Genomic DNA, 18,125 nt, shown 5'->3' with positions numbered 1-18,125 from the left:
GGCCCTAGGCCTCTCTCGCCTCGGCGCTGGCGCGTTCGAGCAGGTCGGCAACACCGAGTCGCGAGGCCCATTCGTCGAGCCGGGCACCATCCAATCCGGCACCTTGGACGCGGAGGATCGCGACGACGTCGCGCCATTGCCGTTCCGAGGCTTCGCCGCCGCGGCGATACCACTCGAGCTTGCGCAGGATCGTGTGTTCCGCGGTGTCAACGAACAGCCAGGCCGTCGGTTCGGCGGAGACTTGCAGCGGCTGCCGCATCCGGAGCCGCTCACGATCGAAGGCATCCGACCCGACGATGAAGACATCGATCTTCATGACGGTGTCGAGATGGATCAGGTTGAACGCGCCGCCGACACGCAGAGCCTGCTGGATGGCGACTTCGCTGAAGTAGTAGGAATCCCCCAGCGACTGCAACAGCGGACCGGCCTGCTGCGGCTGCAGATCCGCTACGATGTCGATGTCATTCGTCGAACGTGGTTCGCCGTGTGCCGAGCTGGCCAGGGACCCGGCTACGAGATAGGAAACCCCAAGTCGATCGAGAACCGCGGTGAAGGCGAGGGCAACCGCTATGGGGTCGAACGCGCCGTGCCCACTCACCGAGAGAGGAACGCATGAGGGAAGCAGAGATCGAAGACCTGCGCCCCCAGACGCTGACGCGCCAGGCGCAGCCGAAGCCGGTCGTCGTCCTCGCCCGGATGTCGCGACCGAAGGCCCGCCAAGGCCATGCGCTCGGCCGCACGTGTAAGTGCGCTCACGCGTCCCAGCTTCTCCGCGGGAGTCATCCCACGATAGAGCTGACTCATGTGGCCGAGCGTGTCGCGGTCCGTGTCGTCGGTCGTAGACCTCATTCGGGTACGATAGCGAGCCGATCCCGCCTCGGTCGAGTGTGCAGGACCGGGGCCGTTCGGCGCCGAGGGTCTCCGAGAAGCATGGATTCGGCCCAGCGCCCCGTCTCACCGCCGTCCACCAGCGCTGCGACCCCGCTTTGCCCAGGGGCTGTCCGGCCACCGGCAGGTGACCGATGCGTTCCTGCTGGCCCTGGTGGCTCAACAGGACGGGACCCTCGTGACGTTCGATCGGGGGCCTACACCCCCACCACGCTCAGGCCCATCGCTCGCGCCGCCGTACCCAGCGCCCGATCGTGCGTGGCCATGACGAGGTCGATCCGGTTCTCCTCGCGCCAGAGCAGGGCCGTGGCCAGGTGGATGGCGTCCAGCGTGCCCAGGGTGGTGGGCAGCGGTAGGGACGCACGGGCCAGCACGCCCCGGCTGGGATCGACGACGTGCATGGACTCGAAGAGCCGGTAGAGGGCGCTGCGCCTTTCCGCGAGCAGCTCATCGCCCAATCCTTCGAGGAGTCGGAGCCGATCCAGTGTGCGCAGGCACTCGACCTCCGCGAGAGCGCTGACCACTCCCGCCTCGATGTGCGTCCACTCGGGAAGGCGGTCCCGCTGCCCCAGCACCACGCGGAGCAGGACGGAGGCATCCACGTACGCGATCACCGCGTACCGCGCTCCTCCCTGAGAAGCTCGACGATGTCCCGCTCCACCGGCACCGGCTCCGGCAAGGGCACGTCCTTCAAGGCCGGGGCTCCCGCGAGCGGCTCCCGGACCGAGAGCCCCCGCCGCTGCTCGTAGGGCACCAGTCGCGCGACGGGTCGATCTCTCGCAACCACCGTGATGGACCGTCCTCCCCGCACCCGCCGGAGGAAGTGGCTGAGGCGGGCCTTGAGCTCTGCGACACCGGCTTCTTCGTCCATGACCATAAGATGGTCATGAGTGGTCATAAGGGACAGGCCGACTCCTGAACATGCCGGACCGGCCGGGGCGATGCGATGGCAGCAAGTGATCACCAGCCCTCGGTCCGTCGAGGGGATTTCACCTTGCAATCTCGGTATGTAGTGTCGAAATTTCATGGTAAGTCCCACAGGACTCCCCGAGGCCCGCCCGTCATGCTCCTTCCTCGTACGCGCCATGTCGCGGCCATCGCTGAGCTCCTGGAGCAGTTTCCGGTCGTTGCGATCACCGGAGCCCGGCAGGTGGGCAAGACCACCCTCGCCTCCATCCTCGAGCGCCACGCTCCCACGACCCCGGTCACCTGCTTCGACCTGGAGGATCCTCGGGACCGGTCGCGCCTGTCCGATCCGATCCTCGCCCTGGAGCCTCTGCGCGGTCTCGTGGTGCTGGACGAGATCCAGCGACTCCCGGACGTCTTCTCCGTGCTCCGGGTCCTGGCGGATCGGCCGAACGCTCCCGCGCGCTTCCTCGTGCTCGGAAGCGCGGGGCCCGCGCTCCTGCGCCAGGCGTCCGAGTCCCTTGCGGGGCGGATCGCCTATCACGAGCTGGGGCCGCTCGCCCTGGACGAGATCGACGCCGCAGACGCCGAGCGCCTGTGGATCCGAGGGGGCTTCCCCAGGTCCTTCCTCGCCGATTCCGAAGCCCACAGCGTTCGGTGGCGACGCGAGTTCGTGCGGACCTTCACCGAGCGCGACCTTCCGCAGTTGGGCGTGGGTGTCCCTTCGGAGACGATGCGCCGCTTCTGGACCATGCTGGCCCACATGCACGGCCATGTGCTCAATGCGTCGGCCATCGGTCGATCCTTCGGCGTATCGGATACCACCGTGCGTCGCTACCTGGACACCCTCGCTTCCGCGTTGGTCGTGCGGGTCTTGCCGCCCTGGCATGAGAACCTGCGCAAGCGACAGGTCAGGGCACCCAAGGTGTTCATCGCCGATACAGGCGTCCTGCATGCGCTGCTGGGGCTCGAATCTCGCGAGGCGATCGAGGGGCATCCGCAGGTCGGCGCCTCCTGGGAATCGTTCGCCCTCTGCAACGTCATGGAGCGGCTGGGGACCCGCTGGGGAGAGGACGCATTCTTCTGGGGCACGCACGGAGGCGCCGAGATCGACTTGGTGGTGATCCGTGGACCTCGACGGGTCGGGTTCGAGGTCAAGCGCACCACCGCGCCCACCGTCACGCCCTCCATGCGGATCGCGCTGGACGACCTCGGGCTGGAGCGCATCGACGTCCTCCACGCCGGCACCGACACCTATCCGCTGGGGGAACGGATCCGCGCGGTTTCGACCTACCGGATCTGGGAGGACGTGGAGGGGCTGTAGAAGCGGAGCGTCCGGACCGCTATCTGGGCACCAGGAACGACCCCGGAATCCCCTCATCCAACGTCACCAGGCGGGCGGAGCGGTGGGACGCCAGCGCCGAAAGATGGCCGTCGGTCGTCGCCGCGGGCGTGTCCGCCCATGCGGACAGCGCATCGACGCCCACCTCATCCGTCAGGCGCACGAAGGGCGGCCGCGTGACGCCGCGTATTTGCTCGAGCAGATGGCGCGCGGTTGCCACGTCCGGAGCGAGCCGAGCCTGCGGTGCGATCCGGACGAAGCCGAGCTCGGTGATGGAGCACGTGGCGAGCACATCGTCCTCTCCCAGCGTAGCGACCCAAGCCGCGACCCGATCGTGGTGGACGTGCGCCATGAACCCGAGCGCAATGAGGGCGTTCACGTCGAGCAGATGGGTCACGGGAAGTCCGCCATGAGCGCTCGGATCTGCTCCGATGACACGAGGCCGGGCCCCGGCGGGCCCTTCATGACGGGGAGCCCGGTCACCGGGTCCTCGGCGATCCGATAGTCGCCGGCAAGGTCGGACGGCGCGGCCGCCGCGGCGCGACGGCGCAGGAATTCCGACACCGTCAGGCCCTCGCGGCGGGCCAGCTCCCGGATGCGCGCCGCCTCGCGCGCCGACACCTTGAACGAGATCGTGGGCATGGTATTACGATAATACCACGCTGAGATCGGTGTCGAGCGCAGGGGCGGTCGGGGGATGCCTCCAGGGGGCCACGGCACGTACGTGCGCCTGGGCTCCACCAACCGCGCGGCAGACGCTGCCCTCAGGGCCGAGCTCTCGCGGCGTGTGGGTGCCGAGGGCTTCGACGAGGAGCCATTGACGGACCTGGACTCCGAAGCCATCGACTTCGGAGCTGCTTCGCAGTGTTTTGCCGAGCTCCGGGCGTTGAAGAAACAAGACCTGGAAACGCTGGGACTGGTCCGGCGGGTTCACAGGCGTACCGTGCCGACCGTCGGGGGCATCCTCCTCTTTGGTCGAGAGCGGCTCGACCGCTTTCCCGACGCCCACCTCCAGGCAGGTCGCTTCGCGGGGACGGATCGGACGACGCTGGCGGACCGGGCCGACCTGACCGGGTATCCGGTGCTGGCGATCGAAGAGGCGGTCGGGTTTGTGGAGCGGAACACGCGGCTGGGCATGACGGTGGGTCGCGTTCGCCGCCGCGACGTACCCGAGGTGCCGCCCGCGGCCTTACGCGAGGCCCTGATCAACGCCTTCGTCCACGCCGACTATGCGCAGCGCGGCGCTCCGATCCGCTTGGCGGTGTTCGATGACAGGGTCGAGGTTGAGAATCCGGGTATCCTGCTCCCGGGCCTCACGCTGGGCGACCTGCGCGACGGCGTCTCGCGCCTCCGCAACCGGGTCGTCGCCCGGGTGTTCAAGGAGCTGGGCCTGGTCGAGCAATGGGGCACCGGCGTGCAGCGAATGATCGCCGCCTGTACGTCGGCAGGCCTCCCCGAACCTGAGTTCGTAGAGCTTGGCTTCCGCTTCCGCGTCACGATCCGGACGGAACGCATCACGGAGCCAGAGCTGGACCCGGTCGAAGACCGGATCATGACGTTCATCCGAGAAGGAGAAGGACGTTCGACGGCCAACATTGCGAAGAAGGTCGGGCTTTCGACGCGCGCCACTCAACACCGCCTGGCCGCGCTGGCCGAGAGAGGCCTCATTGTGGTCGTCGGTTCCGGCCCGCGTGATCCCCGCCGCCGTTGGTTCGCAGCTGCAAAGGAAGGACAGTGATGAGCGGAAGCGGGTCGATTCCGGCTTCGCCTACTCCGCGGGACCGGGAAGTCTGGTTGAGGCGCTTCCCCGACGGCCCCGGCCTACCGCACAAGCCCCGTCTCCGAACCGCACCAGCCGCCCGCCGCGGGCTTCCACCTCCGGCCGCACCACCCGATCCAGGTCGAAGGACTGCCCGATCTCCCGGCCGTTCAGCACGACGTCAAGGTCCTGGGTGAGGAGGGGTTCGACCTCGTCCATCGCCTGGACGATGGCGTCCCAGATCCACCGCACGGGATTGCCGAAGACCCCGCCGCCGATCAGGGTCAGGACCACGCGTCTGCACCGGCCCTGGACCGCAGTGAGGAGCGTGCCGACGTAGGCCGCCGGCAGGAGCACCCGGGCGGCGCGCTCGAACCCGTCCGGGCCGAAGGCCCGAGCGCCACCGTATAGCCCTCCCGCCACGGTGGAGGTCAGGACCTGCGTGATGATGGGCGATGGACCATCCGGCAGCCCGCCGTCCCAGTCGGCGCCGAGCACCACCTCGGCCTCGCGGTGCACGCCGATGCGGATGCGATCCTGGTTCTGGGCCAACGCCTCCACGTAGGCCTGGGCGTCCATGCTCCCGGGTCCTTGGAGGTAGCCACCGCGCACACCGGAATCGGCTGCGACGTCGCCCAGCAGGTCGATCTGGGGACCGGCTGTGGTCTGCACGAAGCGGGAGCCGTCCGGACCTGGCGCCCGGTAGTGCCGGAGCAGGGCAGCCGGGAAGGCCCCGATGGCGGCCCGCGGTCCCTGGGTGGGATCGGTGAGGTACGTGTGGACCGGCGTCACGTAGGGGCCGGACGACTCCAGGCAGTTGAACTGCGACGCGACCTGGAACAGGCACCCCTCCGGCGCCGTGGCCTGCAACCAGCCGATGTCCGTGAGCGGACTGGACCCCTCGAGCACGAAGAAGCGGAGACGGCCGGGGCGGGGCTGCCGTTCCAGGGCGCTGAGCCGCGTCCGCAGCTCGGCGATGGACGGCGCCTCCAGGCGGCCGGCCCGCCAGGTGCCGGCGCTGACCTGCAGGGTGGCGGTCCCGTCCTCGTCGAAGGCGAAGCTGCCGGTGGGGTCACGGGCTACGTCTGCCTCCGCACGGGCGACGAGGGAGCGGTCGCCGCCGTGGCGGAGGGTTGGGAGTTGGGAGAGCGCGTCGAGTGCGGCGCGTTGGGCGCCGGGGTCGGAGTCGGCGAGGAGGAGGTGGGAGAGGAAGGCGGGCATGGGGGGGCTCCACGGAAGTGAGGGCGGCGATCGAGGCTGGCGCAAGATTGCCGCCACGCGCCGCCGACGGTGGAGGGGGAGGGACAGCATGACGGGATGTCGCGTCCTGTCATCCGGTCGCCCCTGGTGCGGTACGAGCCATCCGCGTCGCGGTCATCCCCAGCCGGAGGCCGCCACAGCGAGCAGTGGTCACCCAGTCATCAAGGGCATCAACGCCCAGCCGCGTAAGGTCACCAAGAAGCGCGGCGCCTCCGCAACGATGATAGGGTGCCCTATCTCGCCATCCCTGAAGGCCAGCGAGCGCTGGACCCCGTCCAGTGCAGTCCTGGCCGGGCCGACCTCAACCACCTCGCCTTCTTGTTTCCGGGCCGGGTGTGGGTTTCGCGGTCATTTGCACAGGATTCCGACAGTGCCGGTCGAAAGTATGAGGGGCCGGCCCCAACATGCACATCTATCTAGCGCCGTCCAATGAACTTCTGAAGCCGTCGTCGGTCGGGCCGATAGACTGTCTTCACAACCGAGCCATCGGTGATGACCGACGTACCAGTAATCTCTCAAGAAGTTGATCTCCCGCTTGCGTCTCCGAATCTCGCGGTCCGCATCCCCATTCGTGAGGGTGATAGCCTCACAGCCTTCCGTACCACAATCAAGAACCAACCGAACGTCTTCGGATCGGAAGCCACGCTGTGCCATCCTCACTCGAGCGTGAAGGCTTAGGTATGGCGCTCCAGGCACGACTGTCAGTCTCTTGCTCATTGCAGGCTAGCCGGGTCGATCGGTGAGGGTAGATCTTCGCTCGCGAAGCGCCGCTCACAGTTGGCTAGGACCATCTGCAGGAACTCCACTCCACCCAGTTGCACAGCTTCACGAAGAAGGCTGACCTCGCCAGAGGTAACCCCTATCGCCCGGATCTCCGCAGTGTCGTCGTGCACCGGGAAATCCACGACTCCTGTCTCCCCGGAGAGCCCGTCCTCATAGCACATGCCCGGATCGCAGAGTTGCTTCGCCATTCGTTCGGCGAGCGCTGCGAATGCGAACGTGGTGGGCCGCCCTGTGTTGACGATCTGAGCGCCCGCTCTACAGCCGCCAGTCGGATGAGGTGGAGGGCGTCCATGAGTGCGGCGGCGTCCTCTACGAGGCTCCGCTGCTCCTTCGACAGTCGAGTGCTGAAAGTCATCGACTCCCTCCAGTCCCCCGGATTCAGACTAGATCGGTCCTTCGTACTCGGCCTTCCGGCTCACGTTGCCCCCCCGCGGACGTCGCTGTGCATTGTGATGCATAGTACTGCAGCATGGACGTCAAGAGCCCCTATCCCTAGCCAGTCCGGTGGGGCTAGGCAACGTCATCCGGGGTGCGGTTCGATTTCGGGCCGGGACGTATCAGCCGCCGACTAGAGGTCATCTGGAGAGGGAGGCCGAGTCTGTGCGTGCACGCGTGGAAGCACGCCCTTGGGAAGCGACGGTCGCGGGAAGCGTCGAACTCCAACATGCGAATGAAGAACCGTGTGGGTGGGGATCGCCATCCAAGAGGCCGAGGGTTGCATAGCCGGTCTGCGGACGGCGGTGTGCCGCTCGGCAGTGCGACGGAGTTGGCGGGTGATCTCGATGGGCGCTCGGTTCTGGGAGGGCAGCTGCACTGGGCGACCCAGTCCAGATCCGGATTGTATCACCTCACTTCAGGAGAAAACGTCCACCGACGTCCAGCCCCCTTCACAGCCCCTCCCACGGCCCCGCTGGACCCTTCCCCACCCAAGTCGCGGCAGGCAGCCGCACCTGCCCGCGGACCGTGACCTCTACTACGCCGGACGGGGGCCATCGAAACTGCTCGAAGGGCAGGAAGGTTCCGGCCCCCGTGGGCTCTTCTTGCCCCCGGAGCAGCGCGGAGACCCGAGTTAACCGACAGAGTTCGGACTGCGGGCGACTCAGAAGCAGGTCCGCGGTCCGACACCGGAGCAGAACCGGCTCGGACGCGTACCGGGCGAAATGCCGAAGCCCGCGTAGTCGATGGGGCCCGTCCCCTTCGTCCCACAGAAGAAGACTCCGGAGCGTTGAGCTGTGGACCAGGTCCTCAAAGGACCACGCGCCTCCCAGGACGACGTTGCCCCGATGAAGCGGGTCCTGATCCCCGCAGCACCACGGTCTTCCTGTTGATCTCCACCGCCAGCGACCGCGGCGCGGATGCGTGGTTAGGAACCAGGCCTGCGAGCCGCAAAGTGTGTTGGCCGGATCCAACACCCGCGTCCGCTGGATCCGCGGCAGGTTCCTCCGAGCGGTCAGGTGGTAGAGGTATGGCCGTAGCCGGATGAGGGCGCGGGGTTCTTCGAGCGGCAGGGGACGTCCCTCGGGTCTGGGGGCAGGACGAATTGCCGACAATGCGGCTGATTGGCTTCGGCGGCAACCGGCGGACGCCGCGCCCGGCGCGGTGGCGGCCGAGAAGCTCGAGCAGCGGGCGCGACGCCAAACCTCCCTGTCTCACCGCCCCCTACCCGCCCGACGAATGGACCCCGCTGCCATCCAGCGCCCGCCGTGGCACAATTCCGCCCCGGCCCCTGCTGGCCTGAACACCCGACGCCGCTGGAGCGGCCCATCCCGCCAACCCCCAGACCCATGCCCTGAGGCCCCACCTCTGAAGCCTGTCTCGATCACGGCGGTCGCCACCTGGGAAGACCGCTACCGGGTGGGCGCGGCCCTCCTGAGGCCGACGACCGCTCGGGCGCACGGCGACTTTCCACCACCTGGTCCGCGACCTGATGGAGCCTCCGGAAGATGGGTGCGGGACTGGCCCTGGAGGGAGTTGGTAGAGGAATGGCCCAAGGGCGCTCGAGGAGGCAGGAAGAGGGGAGGATAATGCGTCATACAAAGGGAGGATGTGCTGCTTGCTGAGCCCGGCGGCTCACAAGGTAACGCTGGCACCCACCTGCGCGTCCTGCCAGTACTGTGGATGCATAGTGCGCTTGGCACGGCTCGAGAGCCACGTCGCCAAGAGGTGCCCAAAGGCGCCGCTCCATGTGCGCGGGCTCGACGCCCCACCCCATCAGCAGCCAGACGGGCACGATTCGAGAAGAAGGCGGCTCGACGATCGAACTCCGGAGGACCGAGTGGGAACGCGTTCAGCACCTGTCGCTTCTGTGAAGCACCGGTGACGTATCGCCGATGTCTGGCTCCTGCAACTCTGACTTACAGGCGAGCCTCACCGGCGATCCGCTCGTCCCGTCGCCCCGTCATCCGCCCTTCGGAAGCGGGAAGGAAAGTCCACTAATGAACGACCAATGACGAGACTGAAGTTCGAATGTATGATCTCGCGCCTCCAAGGCGGCTCACCTGGCGCCCTCGTCCCGGTAGCTCGCAGCCGCCCCGCGGGCGCCGGGCTGGCAATTCGCGGGTGGGATAGGGGCAAGGCTGGACCGATGGCCCCCCTCCATCCGGCGGAATGGCGCGATGTCCCTGAGCGCCTTTTGGTTGCCCGCCCCCGTTACGAAACTGGGTCTCGCAAGCCTACAGGGGCCAGCGATGCCTGACCGTCCTCGCTCGTCACCGCCCGGAAGGTCCCTCAGGAGACGGGCTGCCAACTGTGGATGAGCCAGGAGGTTCACAGTCCCTTGGCCTTCCCTGGCCTCGCGGCTCCGGGAGTTCGCCCGAGAGCGCGACTGGGAGCAGTTCCATACTCCCAAGAACCTCTCCATGGCACTCGCCGTCGAGGCCGCTGAGCTCATGGAGTTGTTCCAATGGGCGGAGGGTGGCCACACCGAACTGTCCGACGATGAGAGGGCTCGGGCTTCACAGGAGATGGCCGATGTCCTGATCTACCTTGTCCGGATGGCCGACGTTCTCGATGTCGATCTCATCGCGGCCGCGGCTATGAAGATCGCGGCCAATGCCTTGAAGTATCCAGCCGACCGCGTGCGTGGTCGCTCGCAGAAATACGATCGCTACGAGCTATGAAGAACATCTTCGTGTTTACGGCAGGCAACGCTGACGCTCGATCCCATCTTGATGATTCCATCATCAACTCGATTCCGTCCGACTTGGTGTATGCCCTGGCACCGGAGTCGCGCACGGACATGCTGCGGAAGATCGAAGCCGAGGTTGGAGGCTTCTACGCGTGGGGCGCCGAACCCGGCCCGCAGAACCAGAGTCGATGGCACTCCATGTATCCAGAGGACCTGGTCTTCTGCGTCTACGAGAACCGCTATCACTTCGTCGCAAGGGTGATGGGAAAGATGCGCAACGCCACACTGGCGGAGCGCATCTGGGGGCGGAACGAATCATCGGGTCAGACGTGGGAGTTTATGTACTTCCTCACGAAGCCAGAGGCCGTCTCTCGATCGGTCGACGAGCTCTCGGACGTCCTTAACAACCGTTATATGGGCTTCACGCGTATCGGCGAAGATCGAACGGCCGCGATTTTCAGTCAGTACGGGTCCCTGGAGGCCTTTGTGGCTCAGCGCGTCCGGTCGAGCCGGGAGGTCGGCCCACGGGACGACCTCTTCCCGGTCCTGAGGCGGTACCTGAGAGACCACATCGTCTTTCGCAGTCCCGCGCAAGGGAGCCGCTACCTGGTGGATTCCATCCAAGACGGCCGTGCGAGACTTCTTCGCCTGGATGGGGGCGAGGAAGACCATGTGGACCTGAGTCACTACGCCGCGCTCAGGAAGTCGCTCGAACCGGATGTCGCGCTGCCGCTGAGGGACCTGCCCGGTAGCCGCATACGAAAGGTGGCCATGGCACAGGCCGAGAGCCTCGCGTTGACCGCGGACGGTGCGAGCATCGTCGTTGTGGACGACGCCGATGCCGCGTTGGCCCTTCTGGTGGCTGCGGTGCGGGAGCTGTCCGTCTCGAAGCAGGGAGGCGAGGAGCGGATCTACAAGCCTGCCATGCTCGCCGCGGTCCTGGAGGGCATACACGAGGGCCATGTGAAGAACAACCGGATCACGTTCGATGCGATCGTGCCCCAGTTCCTGAAGCGAGCCGGGGGATCGGCGTCGGCGGTTTCGCGGCAGCAGGCCGCTTATGCCTTCTTCCACCTTGCGAGTGAGCCCTTCTGGATGCTCGCATACCGTGACAGAGCCCACGCGACTGCCCCGGCTCCTGGGGCCGTCACGCCCTCCTACCTGATGAACAGCATCTCTCATGCGACGCTCAAAGGCATCTTCTGGAACCTGCTGCAGAAGCCGGAGGCACGGGCCGCGGTGATGGCCGAACTGGAGTCAAGATGGCTTGGCCGAGCTCCTTCGACAGAGGAGGAGGAGCCAGGCCCCGACCTTGCGGCTGTAGTGCATGAGTTTGCAGGTGGCCTGACTCGATGTGGTCTCGGCTTTGGGGCGCGCCACCAGGAGCTGGTGCGGACGTTCATCGTGAGTCTCGCGACCAAGCGGTTCGCCCTGCTGACGGGGCTTTCGGGTTCTGGAAAGACGCAGATCGCGTTGCGATTCGGGGAGTGGCTGGGCGGAGGGCCGCGGGTGCTGGTGGAGCCCGTCAGGCCCGACTGGACTGGACCGGAGCCACTGCTCGGCTACGAAGATGGTCTCCGCAGCCGCGATGCATCGGGCCGCCCGGCGTGGATGGCCCCTCGCCCCCTCCGCTTCATGCTCTCGGCGGCTCGGGATCCTGGCCGCCCCCACCTGTTGATTCTGGACGAGATGAACCTGGCGCATGTGGAACGCTACTTTGCCGACGTGTTGTCGGGAATGGAGTCGGAGGCGCCGTGCATCCCCAACCTGGAGCGGGACGAGGAAGGGGTATGGCGCCCGGTGTCGGACGGGTCCGAGCGCATCCCTGTTCCCCCGAATCTGCTGGTGGTCGGGACCGTCAACGTGGACGAGACCACCTACATGTTTTCGCCGAAGGTCCTGGATCGGGCGAACACCTTCGAGTTCCGCGTGCTCACGGAGGATCTGCAGCCGTCGTCTCAGAGGCCCCGACCATGCGAACCGACTCTGGACCGCCTCGTGGCGGCCTTTCTCTCTGCCACGGCCCGTCCCGCCCCACCGGCCGAACCGGAGTTCTACGACGCGCTCCGCAGTGTCCATCGACTGCTTCTGGAAGGCGGATTCGAGTTCGGCCATCGCGTGTTCTTCGAAGCCGGAAGGTTCGCGGGTCTGTGGGCCGCCGCTGGTGGTGAGGGGTGGCACGCGGCGTTGGACCTGCAGATCCTCCAGAAGGTCCTTCCGCGGCTGCACGGGGCCCGGCGAAGGCTCGAGCCCACGCTCTGCGCGCTCGGCGAGTTCTGTGCGACAGGGAGCTTCGAGGAAGGGGCCGTGCGGGCGGGCCGTGCCGCGTTCGATCCCCTCGAAGTCGGGTCGGACGCGGCGATCTATCCCCGCTCTTTGGACAAGGTCCAGCGCATGACCGCAATCCTGCGGGCTCAGCAGTTTGCGAGCTTCACCGGATGACAATCGGGGTATCGACGGTCACCGTTCCGTTGAGGGAAGCGGATGGCCGGGAACTCGGAAGCTTGACCATCTCGCAGCTACCCCGCACGTCGTCCCGCGGTGGCCCCCCCTCTCTCCTGGACCTGCGGGGCTCGTCCTCCCAGGAGCCTGGATGCGCGCCTGTCCAGCTTCTGGAGGGTGCGGAGTATGTGTTCCACATCCGCACAGCCGACGCGGATGCTACGGTTTCTACGAATCTCCCTGAGGTCTTCGAATGTGACTCGGCGGATGGCCGTCGAGGCCGCCTCCGCCCACGATCGTACACCGGGACCCTGACGGCCCGTGTTCAGATTGGAGAACGGCGTCGCGCTGAAGTGTCCCTCGAGGTCCGCTCACGGAAGCTCGACTACCTGTCCCAGTACCGTTGGATGCTTCGAGACGTCGCGGACGTGGCCGGAGAGTTGGTGCTGTCCTCCTTCGCGCCCGCGGCTACCCCATTGTCGCAGGATCCTGCCCTGGATTCCGAGACGCTCTACCTGCGCATCGCGTTCCTGCGCGCGCTGATCGAATCGGAGGAGTTTCAGTCCGCGGTCGCTCTCGTGATCGCGCGTCCATACCACGTTTGGAGGATCGAGGAGCAGGACAGGCCGCCTGGCGCTGGAGTACCTGGTGCAGGCGGACTGGCGAGGCAGATCGCGCGCCCAGGCCCCCGTGCGCCGTCTGGTTCCGGGGCAGACGGTGACTCTCCGACTTGGCTGCCACGGCTGATGACCGTGCACCGGCACGAATCGACCCTGGACAACCTCCCGAATCGGTTCATTGTCTTCGCCCTTGGGCGCTTTCTCGAGATCTGTCGGCAGTTCAGAGAGGCATTGGACCGACGCCCCGATACTCCGTCGCGCCGTCGCGGGGCAGAGGAGAGTCGGGCGCTCGAGGCCTATCTCGAGCAAGTGCTGGCAGCGGAGTCGTTCCGCGGGGTCGGGGCCCTCGATCGATATGTCGGCGCGAACCAGGTCCTGGAGAAGCGAGATGGCTATCGCCAGGTGAGGGCGGCTACGGAGCAGGTCGATCTCGCCGCGCGACTCAGCTGGGGAGCGGTCGCCGAGAGCTACGGCGCGGGGCAGCGGGACGTAGCTACTCTGTACGAGTACTGGGTCTACCTGAAGTTGGTAGAGCTTCTCAACTCCCTCTGCGATGCCGGTTCGAGGCTCGAAGACCTGGTCGAAGTCTCCGCTGACAAGGTGGAGCTGGATCTGCGTCGAGGCGTTCCCAAGGTCTTCAGGGGAGCTTCGTACCGGCTGGGTCGCCGTCTCGATGTGGAGTTCTGGTTCAATCGCAGGTTCGGACCGGGCGTTGAGGGCTCATGGACGACTCCCTACGTCCCGACTACTCCCTTCGCATCTCCGTATCGGACGCCGGCTCCCCCCGGCCTCCCAAGGTCCTGTGGATCTTCTTCGACGCCAAGTACCGGATCGATTCGATCAAGGAAGTCTTTTCCGCTGGAGATGATGCGGAGGAGTCGGAGGGCGTGGTTGTGGCGGATGCGCAGGCCGTGACCGGCCGCGCGGTGCGGAGCGACTTGTTGAAGATGCACGCCTACCGCGACGCGATTCGAAGGTCCGCTGGAGCATACGTCCTCTATCCGGGCACCGAAGACGCGGAGGTCTTTCGAGCCTACCACGAGCTCCTTCCCGGACTCGGTGCGTTCGCACTCCGCCCCACGGAGGATGGTTCGGCGCAAGGCGGAGACATCGTGCGGGCCTTCATCGACGACGTTCTCGACCACGCCGCGTCCCAGTTGTCACAGCATGAGCGGGCAAGCTACTGGGAAGGGGTCTCCTATGCCCGGGACAACACCGTGGCGGCGCCTCGAGACGCACTACCCATCCTGAGTCGACCTCCGGCGGACACGCCGGTGCTCCTGGGCTATGTGAAGAGCGCAGCCCACCTGGAGTGGATCCTCTCCGCCGGTCTCTACAACATGCGCGCCGACGGTAGGACAGGGTCGATCGGCCTCACAGGTCCCGAGCTGGGAGTAGAGTTGGTGGTGCTGTACGGGAGCCCGCTAGCGGAGAGTCGACTGCTGACCGTCTCCGGTCCCGCGGCCGTCATGACGCAAGACCAACTGCGTGCGACGGGGTATCCTAACCCGCAGGGCAAACTGTATTTTTGTCTGCCGGTGGCTCGACCGCAGGCTCTCGTCGCACCACTCCCGGGCGCCGGCATCAGGCAAGTTGTGCGGCGTGTAGGCGAGGCGAAGGCTGTTGGTGCACCGCTAGTTGTAAGCTGGAAGGATCTGCTAGAATAGCCAGTCCTGCTCATGCCAACCCATGCGGACCCCTCTCGTGCTCTGCAGCGAGTTGGCTGGATCTACCGGGGGGCAGAGAAGCGGAAGCGTGGTGCACAGCCGGCCAAAGTTTTTGCTACCCCACTCGGCTCGTCGCCAGCCGGTACTCGCTCAAGAGGTGGTCCGCCAGTAGCGCGATATCCTTCGAGGTGTTCTGGATCTCGTTCCATCGCCGCCGCTCACCATTCCGGAACTGCCAGTAGCCATCCATCCAGGCACACGAATCCTCCAGCGGCGCGAGTTCCCCCGAGAAGGCCTCGCGATCAGGCAATCCTTGCCGCCGAAAGCCTTCAGCGATGGAATCCATCAGCATTCCCATGGAAACGATCCCGGCACCGTGGGTGAGTCGGGACCGCCGGGGCACTTCCTCCCAAGCCTCAGGGAAAAGGTCGCTAACGCTCCACCAGAAGTCTTTGACGACCTTCAACATCTTCTTCGGTTCACCGGCGCCCGTGTGCGGATCGCGTAGCCAATAAAGGATGCCGTCCGTCAAGCTGTTCTCTAGCATTCGCAGCACTGAGTTGTCGCGGACGACCCCATCGATCGACGTCGGCGTGCGAATCTTCCGGTGAAACGGCGACTTCCTATCTTGGTTCAATTCTGCCAACAGCGCTGCAGGGAACCGCTTTTTCCCAAGGGTCGACGGGAGCCGCGTCTTTGTCATTGGCAACAGTTCATAGATCAGGCCCTTGGGCAGCGGCTTGGTGGCATTCACAAGGATGAACTGCTCTCTTTGCTCCTCATCGCTCCGCGCCACGAAACCGATCACAAAGACCGGAAAGGCATCCAACGCGGAGCGCTCGATGGCTGCGGCACGTTGCTGTCCATCGACGATCCAACCGGGTCGAACATCATTGGCGCTCTTGGCAACGGGCACAACGAGTGTTCCGTGCCTTCCAACGGCGCCGCGGGGGCGCCGGCCGCGGCTGGGCTCGAAGTGTACCGAAGTATCAAAAGCCACGACGATAGCGTTGGGCAAGATCGGCTCTGAAGACTCCAAGTACTTCTGAATCTCCGTTATGTGGGCCTGAACCTCTGGGCGTTGGTAGCCACGAAGCTCCGCGTCGCCTTCGCGGCGGATACGCGAGACGGACGCGACCTTCGGAAGATCTTTGCCGTCCATCGCAAAGGAATACAACGGCCTAGCGCCGCTCTGGCGCAACTCGATCGCGGGGAGTCGGAGCGTCCTCGGCTGGCGTGTGAGTGGCTTACTTGGCACGGCGCATCCGCACAGTCTTGGGTGTGAGTGGAGCCACCGCGTCTGCCAGAGAGCGGTAGAACTGATGGAGGTTGTGGAAGCCCCGCCGGCGATTCCGCTCGGCGCCGCGGAAGAGGATGACGTGTATGCCCAAAGCCTCGCAGATCTCACAATCGCAGCGCTTCCAGGGGCGCTCCATGAGGACTTGCCTGTACTGAGCCTCTCGATCTGAGTTGGGGTCGAAAAGGGCCTCATACTCAAGCACCGCAGCTAGGGTGTCGGTCACCGGAGCAGCGTCTCGATCGAAGTCATTCAAGAGCGCGAGCACCCGCTGTTCGAGTCGCCGCGCTGAATCGGACCGCACCTCACCGGCCAAGACCCGGCGCTTCAGTTTCGGGTTTCCGTCAACTTGGGGGACGCGGATGGCCGGGAAGGTTCGGTCTCCCAGGTAGTAGTTCTTGTCCTTGTCCTTGAAGGCGCGCATGAGCGGTGCCGTACTATCGAAGGAAGTCGCGCCAAGCCTAGCAAAGTCCCTGATCACGTCGAGGCGGGTGACGCCCAGTAGGTGGAGCTTGGTGTCCTTATGGCGTACCTTGCTCACCGCCTTCAAGACGTCCAAGATCTCGGGCGTCTTCAGGGGCACCAGTCCGCCGATGCCCACCGTGCGGTACCCCATCTTCTGTAGCTCAGAGACGGAATGGGCAATGGACCTCGGACTCCATCCTTGAGCTACGCCAACGGGTTGGAAGCGGGGGCGATCTGAGTGGCACAACCTGAGAAACTCTCCCGCCGCCTCGATCGTGATCTCCTGCCGGCGCTTCCACTTCTCGACCTCAGACCCGAGGTCGGGCAGCGGGATCACCGAATCAAAGTCGGGTCGAAAGACTGGTATTACATGGTCAACCGACAGACCGTAGTCGAAGCCGGCACTCTCGTAGAACTCGAACACCTCAGCAGCCGTGAAAGGGGGATGCGTCTCCTTCCAATAGCTGAAAGCGCCGCAGTCTCCAAACGTTTCGAGCCGGGGTGAAGCTTGCAGACGGAAGAACTCCCGAACACCGCACCGAAGGAAGCGCTGCCGCTGGGCGATCGAATACTTCCCTGTTCCAACCCCGTAGCCGCTCACGATCGCCATGGAGACGAGCAAGCCGTCGTATGGCGGAGTGGCGAAGATCTCGTGCGGGTAGAGATCGTCCCGCTGACGGACTCGAGTCGGTGACCGCTCCTCGGTGACCAAGTCGAATGAAGGGTCCACGAAGTCCTGGCTGTCGGGGAAGAAGAACTTCATGCCTCGACCCCGGCACGAGCGAGGCTTGGCGACAGGCGCTCTTCCGCGGCAGCCTGCTCATAGAGGCTTCGGAAGCGCCCTTGCTCGCAGGCCCGGCCCAAGTCCCTCCACTGACGCAGCAACGGCGTGGCGCGAGCCGAGGGATTCCTCTGCAGGGCTTCGCGGATGAAGCTAAGGATCTCACCATCGGGTGCGGGCGTGCGCTCGTAGCGTGGAAGCGTGTCGCCTCTGAGAAGCTCGGCAACGCGCCGCCGCAGGGTCGGTAGAGAGAGGTCGTCGCCGGAAAGAGCTTCGGTCGCCACCCTAATGCTGAGGCTGACCTCGGAACCCCCTACCATCGACTGTGCCCGGCTGTCGAGAGCGATCGAGGCACTGCTCCATGACGACAAGGAGTTGGGGAGGCTGGGAGCAAAGATCGCTACACCGCGGCCCCGACGTTGACACAGCAGCCGCTCCAGATCCTCGCCAACAGCTTGGAGGTACCGGTGAGACGCTGCGATTGCGATAAGGTCATCAGGGTAGCACTGCCCCAACTGCTCAAGGCTCCGCGGCGCGCCACCGGGAAGCGGTCGGTCGGCAAGCAGACGCCACCAGGCGGCAGTGGCGCCGCGCGAAGGAGGCGGGCATACATAATCGGGGCTATTGGGGGTGAAGGTGGCATCGTACGCAGGTACGGGTGTATCAACGGTGATCAGCCCTAGGCCGGCGGAGAGCACCCACCCCGAACGAGAGTCCGGGGGGCCGGCCTTCAGGGCCGACAAGAACGCAACCCAATGCTCGCCGGCGTAGAGGGACCGGGCCGCCCA

General features: G+C 65.7%; 14 protein-coding genes. 5 read left to right on the top strand and 9 right to left on the bottom strand.

What is annotated here, in order from left to right; all coding sequences use genetic code 11:
- Positions 1 to 4: 4 nt before the first annotated feature.
- From R3E98_16400 to R3E98_16385, 4 genes are all read right to left on the bottom strand, one after another.
- Complete coding sequence (locus R3E98_16400; GenBank protein MEZ4424977.1) at positions 5 to 598, bottom strand: hypothetical protein; 594 nt, start codon at positions 596 to 598, stop codon at positions 5 to 7.
- The gene (locus tag R3E98_16395; protein ID MEZ4424976.1) at positions 595 to 849 is read right to left on the bottom strand and encodes a hypothetical protein; all 255 of its coding nucleotides are present in this window, start codon (positions 847 to 849) and stop codon (positions 595 to 597) included. The genes R3E98_16400 and R3E98_16395 overlap by 4 nt, the downstream gene beginning before the upstream one ends.
- Positions 850 to 1,085: 236 nt before the next feature.
- Entirely contained in the window at positions 1,086 to 1,502 is a 417-nt protein-coding gene (locus R3E98_16390; protein ID MEZ4424975.1) for a PIN domain-containing protein, read from the bottom strand.
- The gene (locus R3E98_16385) at positions 1,499 to 1,759 is read right to left on the bottom strand and encodes a type II toxin-antitoxin system prevent-host-death family antitoxin (GenBank protein MEZ4424974.1); all 261 of its coding nucleotides are present in this window, start codon (positions 1,757 to 1,759) and stop codon (positions 1,499 to 1,501) included. Before R3E98_16385 ends, R3E98_16390 begins: the two co-directional genes overlap by 4 nt.
- Positions 1,760 to 1,951: 192 nt before the next feature.
- Between R3E98_16385 and R3E98_16380 the strand changes: the two genes are divergently transcribed.
- Positions 1,952 to 3,118 (top strand): ATP-binding protein, encoded by a 1,167-nt coding sequence (locus R3E98_16380; GenBank protein MEZ4424973.1) that lies wholly within the window; start codon positions 1,952 to 1,954, stop codon positions 3,116 to 3,118.
- 19 nt (positions 3,119 to 3,137) lie between these two features.
- Here the strand turns inward: R3E98_16380 and R3E98_16375 are convergent, their stop codons facing one another.
- Together R3E98_16375 and R3E98_16370 are read right to left on the bottom strand one after the other, a co-directional pair.
- On the bottom strand, positions 3,138 to 3,533 hold the full coding sequence (locus tag R3E98_16375; protein ID MEZ4424972.1) for a TA system VapC family ribonuclease toxin: 396 nt from the start codon (positions 3,531 to 3,533) through the stop codon (positions 3,138 to 3,140).
- A complete protein-coding gene (locus R3E98_16370; GenBank protein MEZ4424971.1) occupies positions 3,530 to 3,778 on the bottom strand; it encodes a ribbon-helix-helix protein, CopG family in 249 nt (82 codons plus the stop codon). The genes R3E98_16375 and R3E98_16370 overlap by 4 nt, the downstream gene beginning before the upstream one ends.
- 145 nt (positions 3,779 to 3,923) lie before the next feature.
- Between R3E98_16370 and R3E98_16365 the strand changes: the two genes are divergently transcribed.
- On the top strand, positions 3,924 to 4,874 hold the full coding sequence (locus tag R3E98_16365) for an ATP-binding protein (protein MEZ4424970.1): 951 nt from the start codon (positions 3,924 to 3,926) through the stop codon (positions 4,872 to 4,874).
- A gap of 30 nt (positions 4,875 to 4,904) precedes the next feature.
- Here R3E98_16365 and R3E98_16360 read toward each other — a convergent pair whose 3' ends face one another.
- Positions 4,905 to 6,116, bottom strand: coding sequence for a hypothetical protein (locus R3E98_16360; GenBank protein ID MEZ4424969.1), 1,212 nt, complete (start codon positions 6,114 to 6,116; stop codon positions 4,905 to 4,907).
- 3,608 nt (positions 6,117 to 9,724) lie between these two features.
- On the opposite strand from R3E98_16360, the gene R3E98_16355 reads away from it, so the two are divergent.
- From R3E98_16355 to R3E98_16345, 3 genes are all read left to right on the top strand, one after another.
- Complete coding sequence (locus tag R3E98_16355; protein ID MEZ4424968.1) at positions 9,725 to 10,057, top strand: nucleotide pyrophosphohydrolase; 333 nt, start codon at positions 9,725 to 9,727, stop codon at positions 10,055 to 10,057.
- Positions 10,054 to 12,507: a hypothetical protein gene (locus R3E98_16350; protein MEZ4424967.1), complete on the top strand. Its 2,454-nt coding sequence runs from the start codon at positions 10,054 to 10,056 to the stop codon at positions 12,505 to 12,507. Before R3E98_16355 ends, R3E98_16350 begins: the two co-directional genes overlap by 4 nt.
- Before the next feature lie 1,342 nt (positions 12,508 to 13,849).
- Positions 13,850 to 14,794, top strand: a complete 945-nt coding sequence (locus R3E98_16345) for a nuclease domain-containing protein (protein ID MEZ4424966.1) — start codon at positions 13,850 to 13,852, stop codon at positions 14,792 to 14,794.
- 115 nt (positions 14,795 to 14,909) lie between these two features.
- Here R3E98_16345 and dbpB read toward each other — a convergent pair whose 3' ends face one another.
- Positions 14,910 to 16,052 (bottom strand): DGQHR domain-containing protein DpdB, encoded by a 1,143-nt coding sequence (dbpB, locus tag R3E98_16340; GenBank protein MEZ4424965.1) that lies wholly within the window; start codon positions 16,050 to 16,052, stop codon positions 14,910 to 14,912.
- A complete protein-coding gene (gene dpdA, locus R3E98_16335; GenBank protein MEZ4424964.1) occupies positions 16,042 to 17,319 on the bottom strand; it encodes a tRNA-guanine transglycosylase DpdA in 1,278 nt (425 codons plus the stop codon). Before dpdA ends, dbpB begins: the two co-directional genes overlap by 11 nt.
- Positions 17,320 to 18,125: the final 806 nt, after the last annotated feature.

The organism is Gemmatimonadota bacterium, assembly GCA_041390125.1.
Lineage (GTDB): Bacteria > Gemmatimonadota > Gemmatimonadetes > Longimicrobiales > Gaopeijiaceae > JAGQIF01.
The sequence above is the reverse complement of the archived record's forward strand: the minus strand, read 5'-3'. Positions and strand labels throughout refer to the sequence as shown.

What these genes read in the sequence shown, in the direction of transcription:
- R3E98_16385 (MEZ4424974.1), bottom strand. Translation starts at nt 1,759, where the DNA reads ATGGACGAAGAAGCCGGTGTCGCAGAGCTCAAGGCCCGCCTCAGCCAC.
- R3E98_16380 (MEZ4424973.1), top strand. Translation starts at nt 1,952, where the DNA reads ATGCTCCTTCCTCGTACGCGCCATGTCGCGGCCATCGCTGAGCTCCTG.
- dpdA (MEZ4424964.1), bottom strand. Translation starts at nt 17,319, where the DNA reads ATGAAGTTCTTCTTCCCCGACAGCCAGGACTTCGTGGACCCTTCATTC.
- R3E98_16370 (MEZ4424971.1), bottom strand. Translation starts at nt 3,778, where the DNA reads ATGCCCACGATCTCGTTCAAGGTGTCGGCGCGCGAGGCGGCGCGCATC.
- R3E98_16350 (MEZ4424967.1), top strand. Translation starts at nt 10,054, where the DNA reads ATGAAGAACATCTTCGTGTTTACGGCAGGCAACGCTGACGCTCGATCC.
- R3E98_16395 (MEZ4424976.1), bottom strand. Translation starts at nt 849, where the DNA reads ATGAGGTCTACGACCGACGACACGGACCGCGACACGCTCGGCCACATG.
- R3E98_16360 (MEZ4424969.1), bottom strand. Translation starts at nt 6,116, where the DNA reads ATGCCCGCCTTCCTCTCCCACCTCCTCCTCGCCGACTCCGACCCCGGC.
- R3E98_16345 (MEZ4424966.1), top strand. Translation starts at nt 13,850, where the DNA reads ATGGACGACTCCCTACGTCCCGACTACTCCCTTCGCATCTCCGTATCG.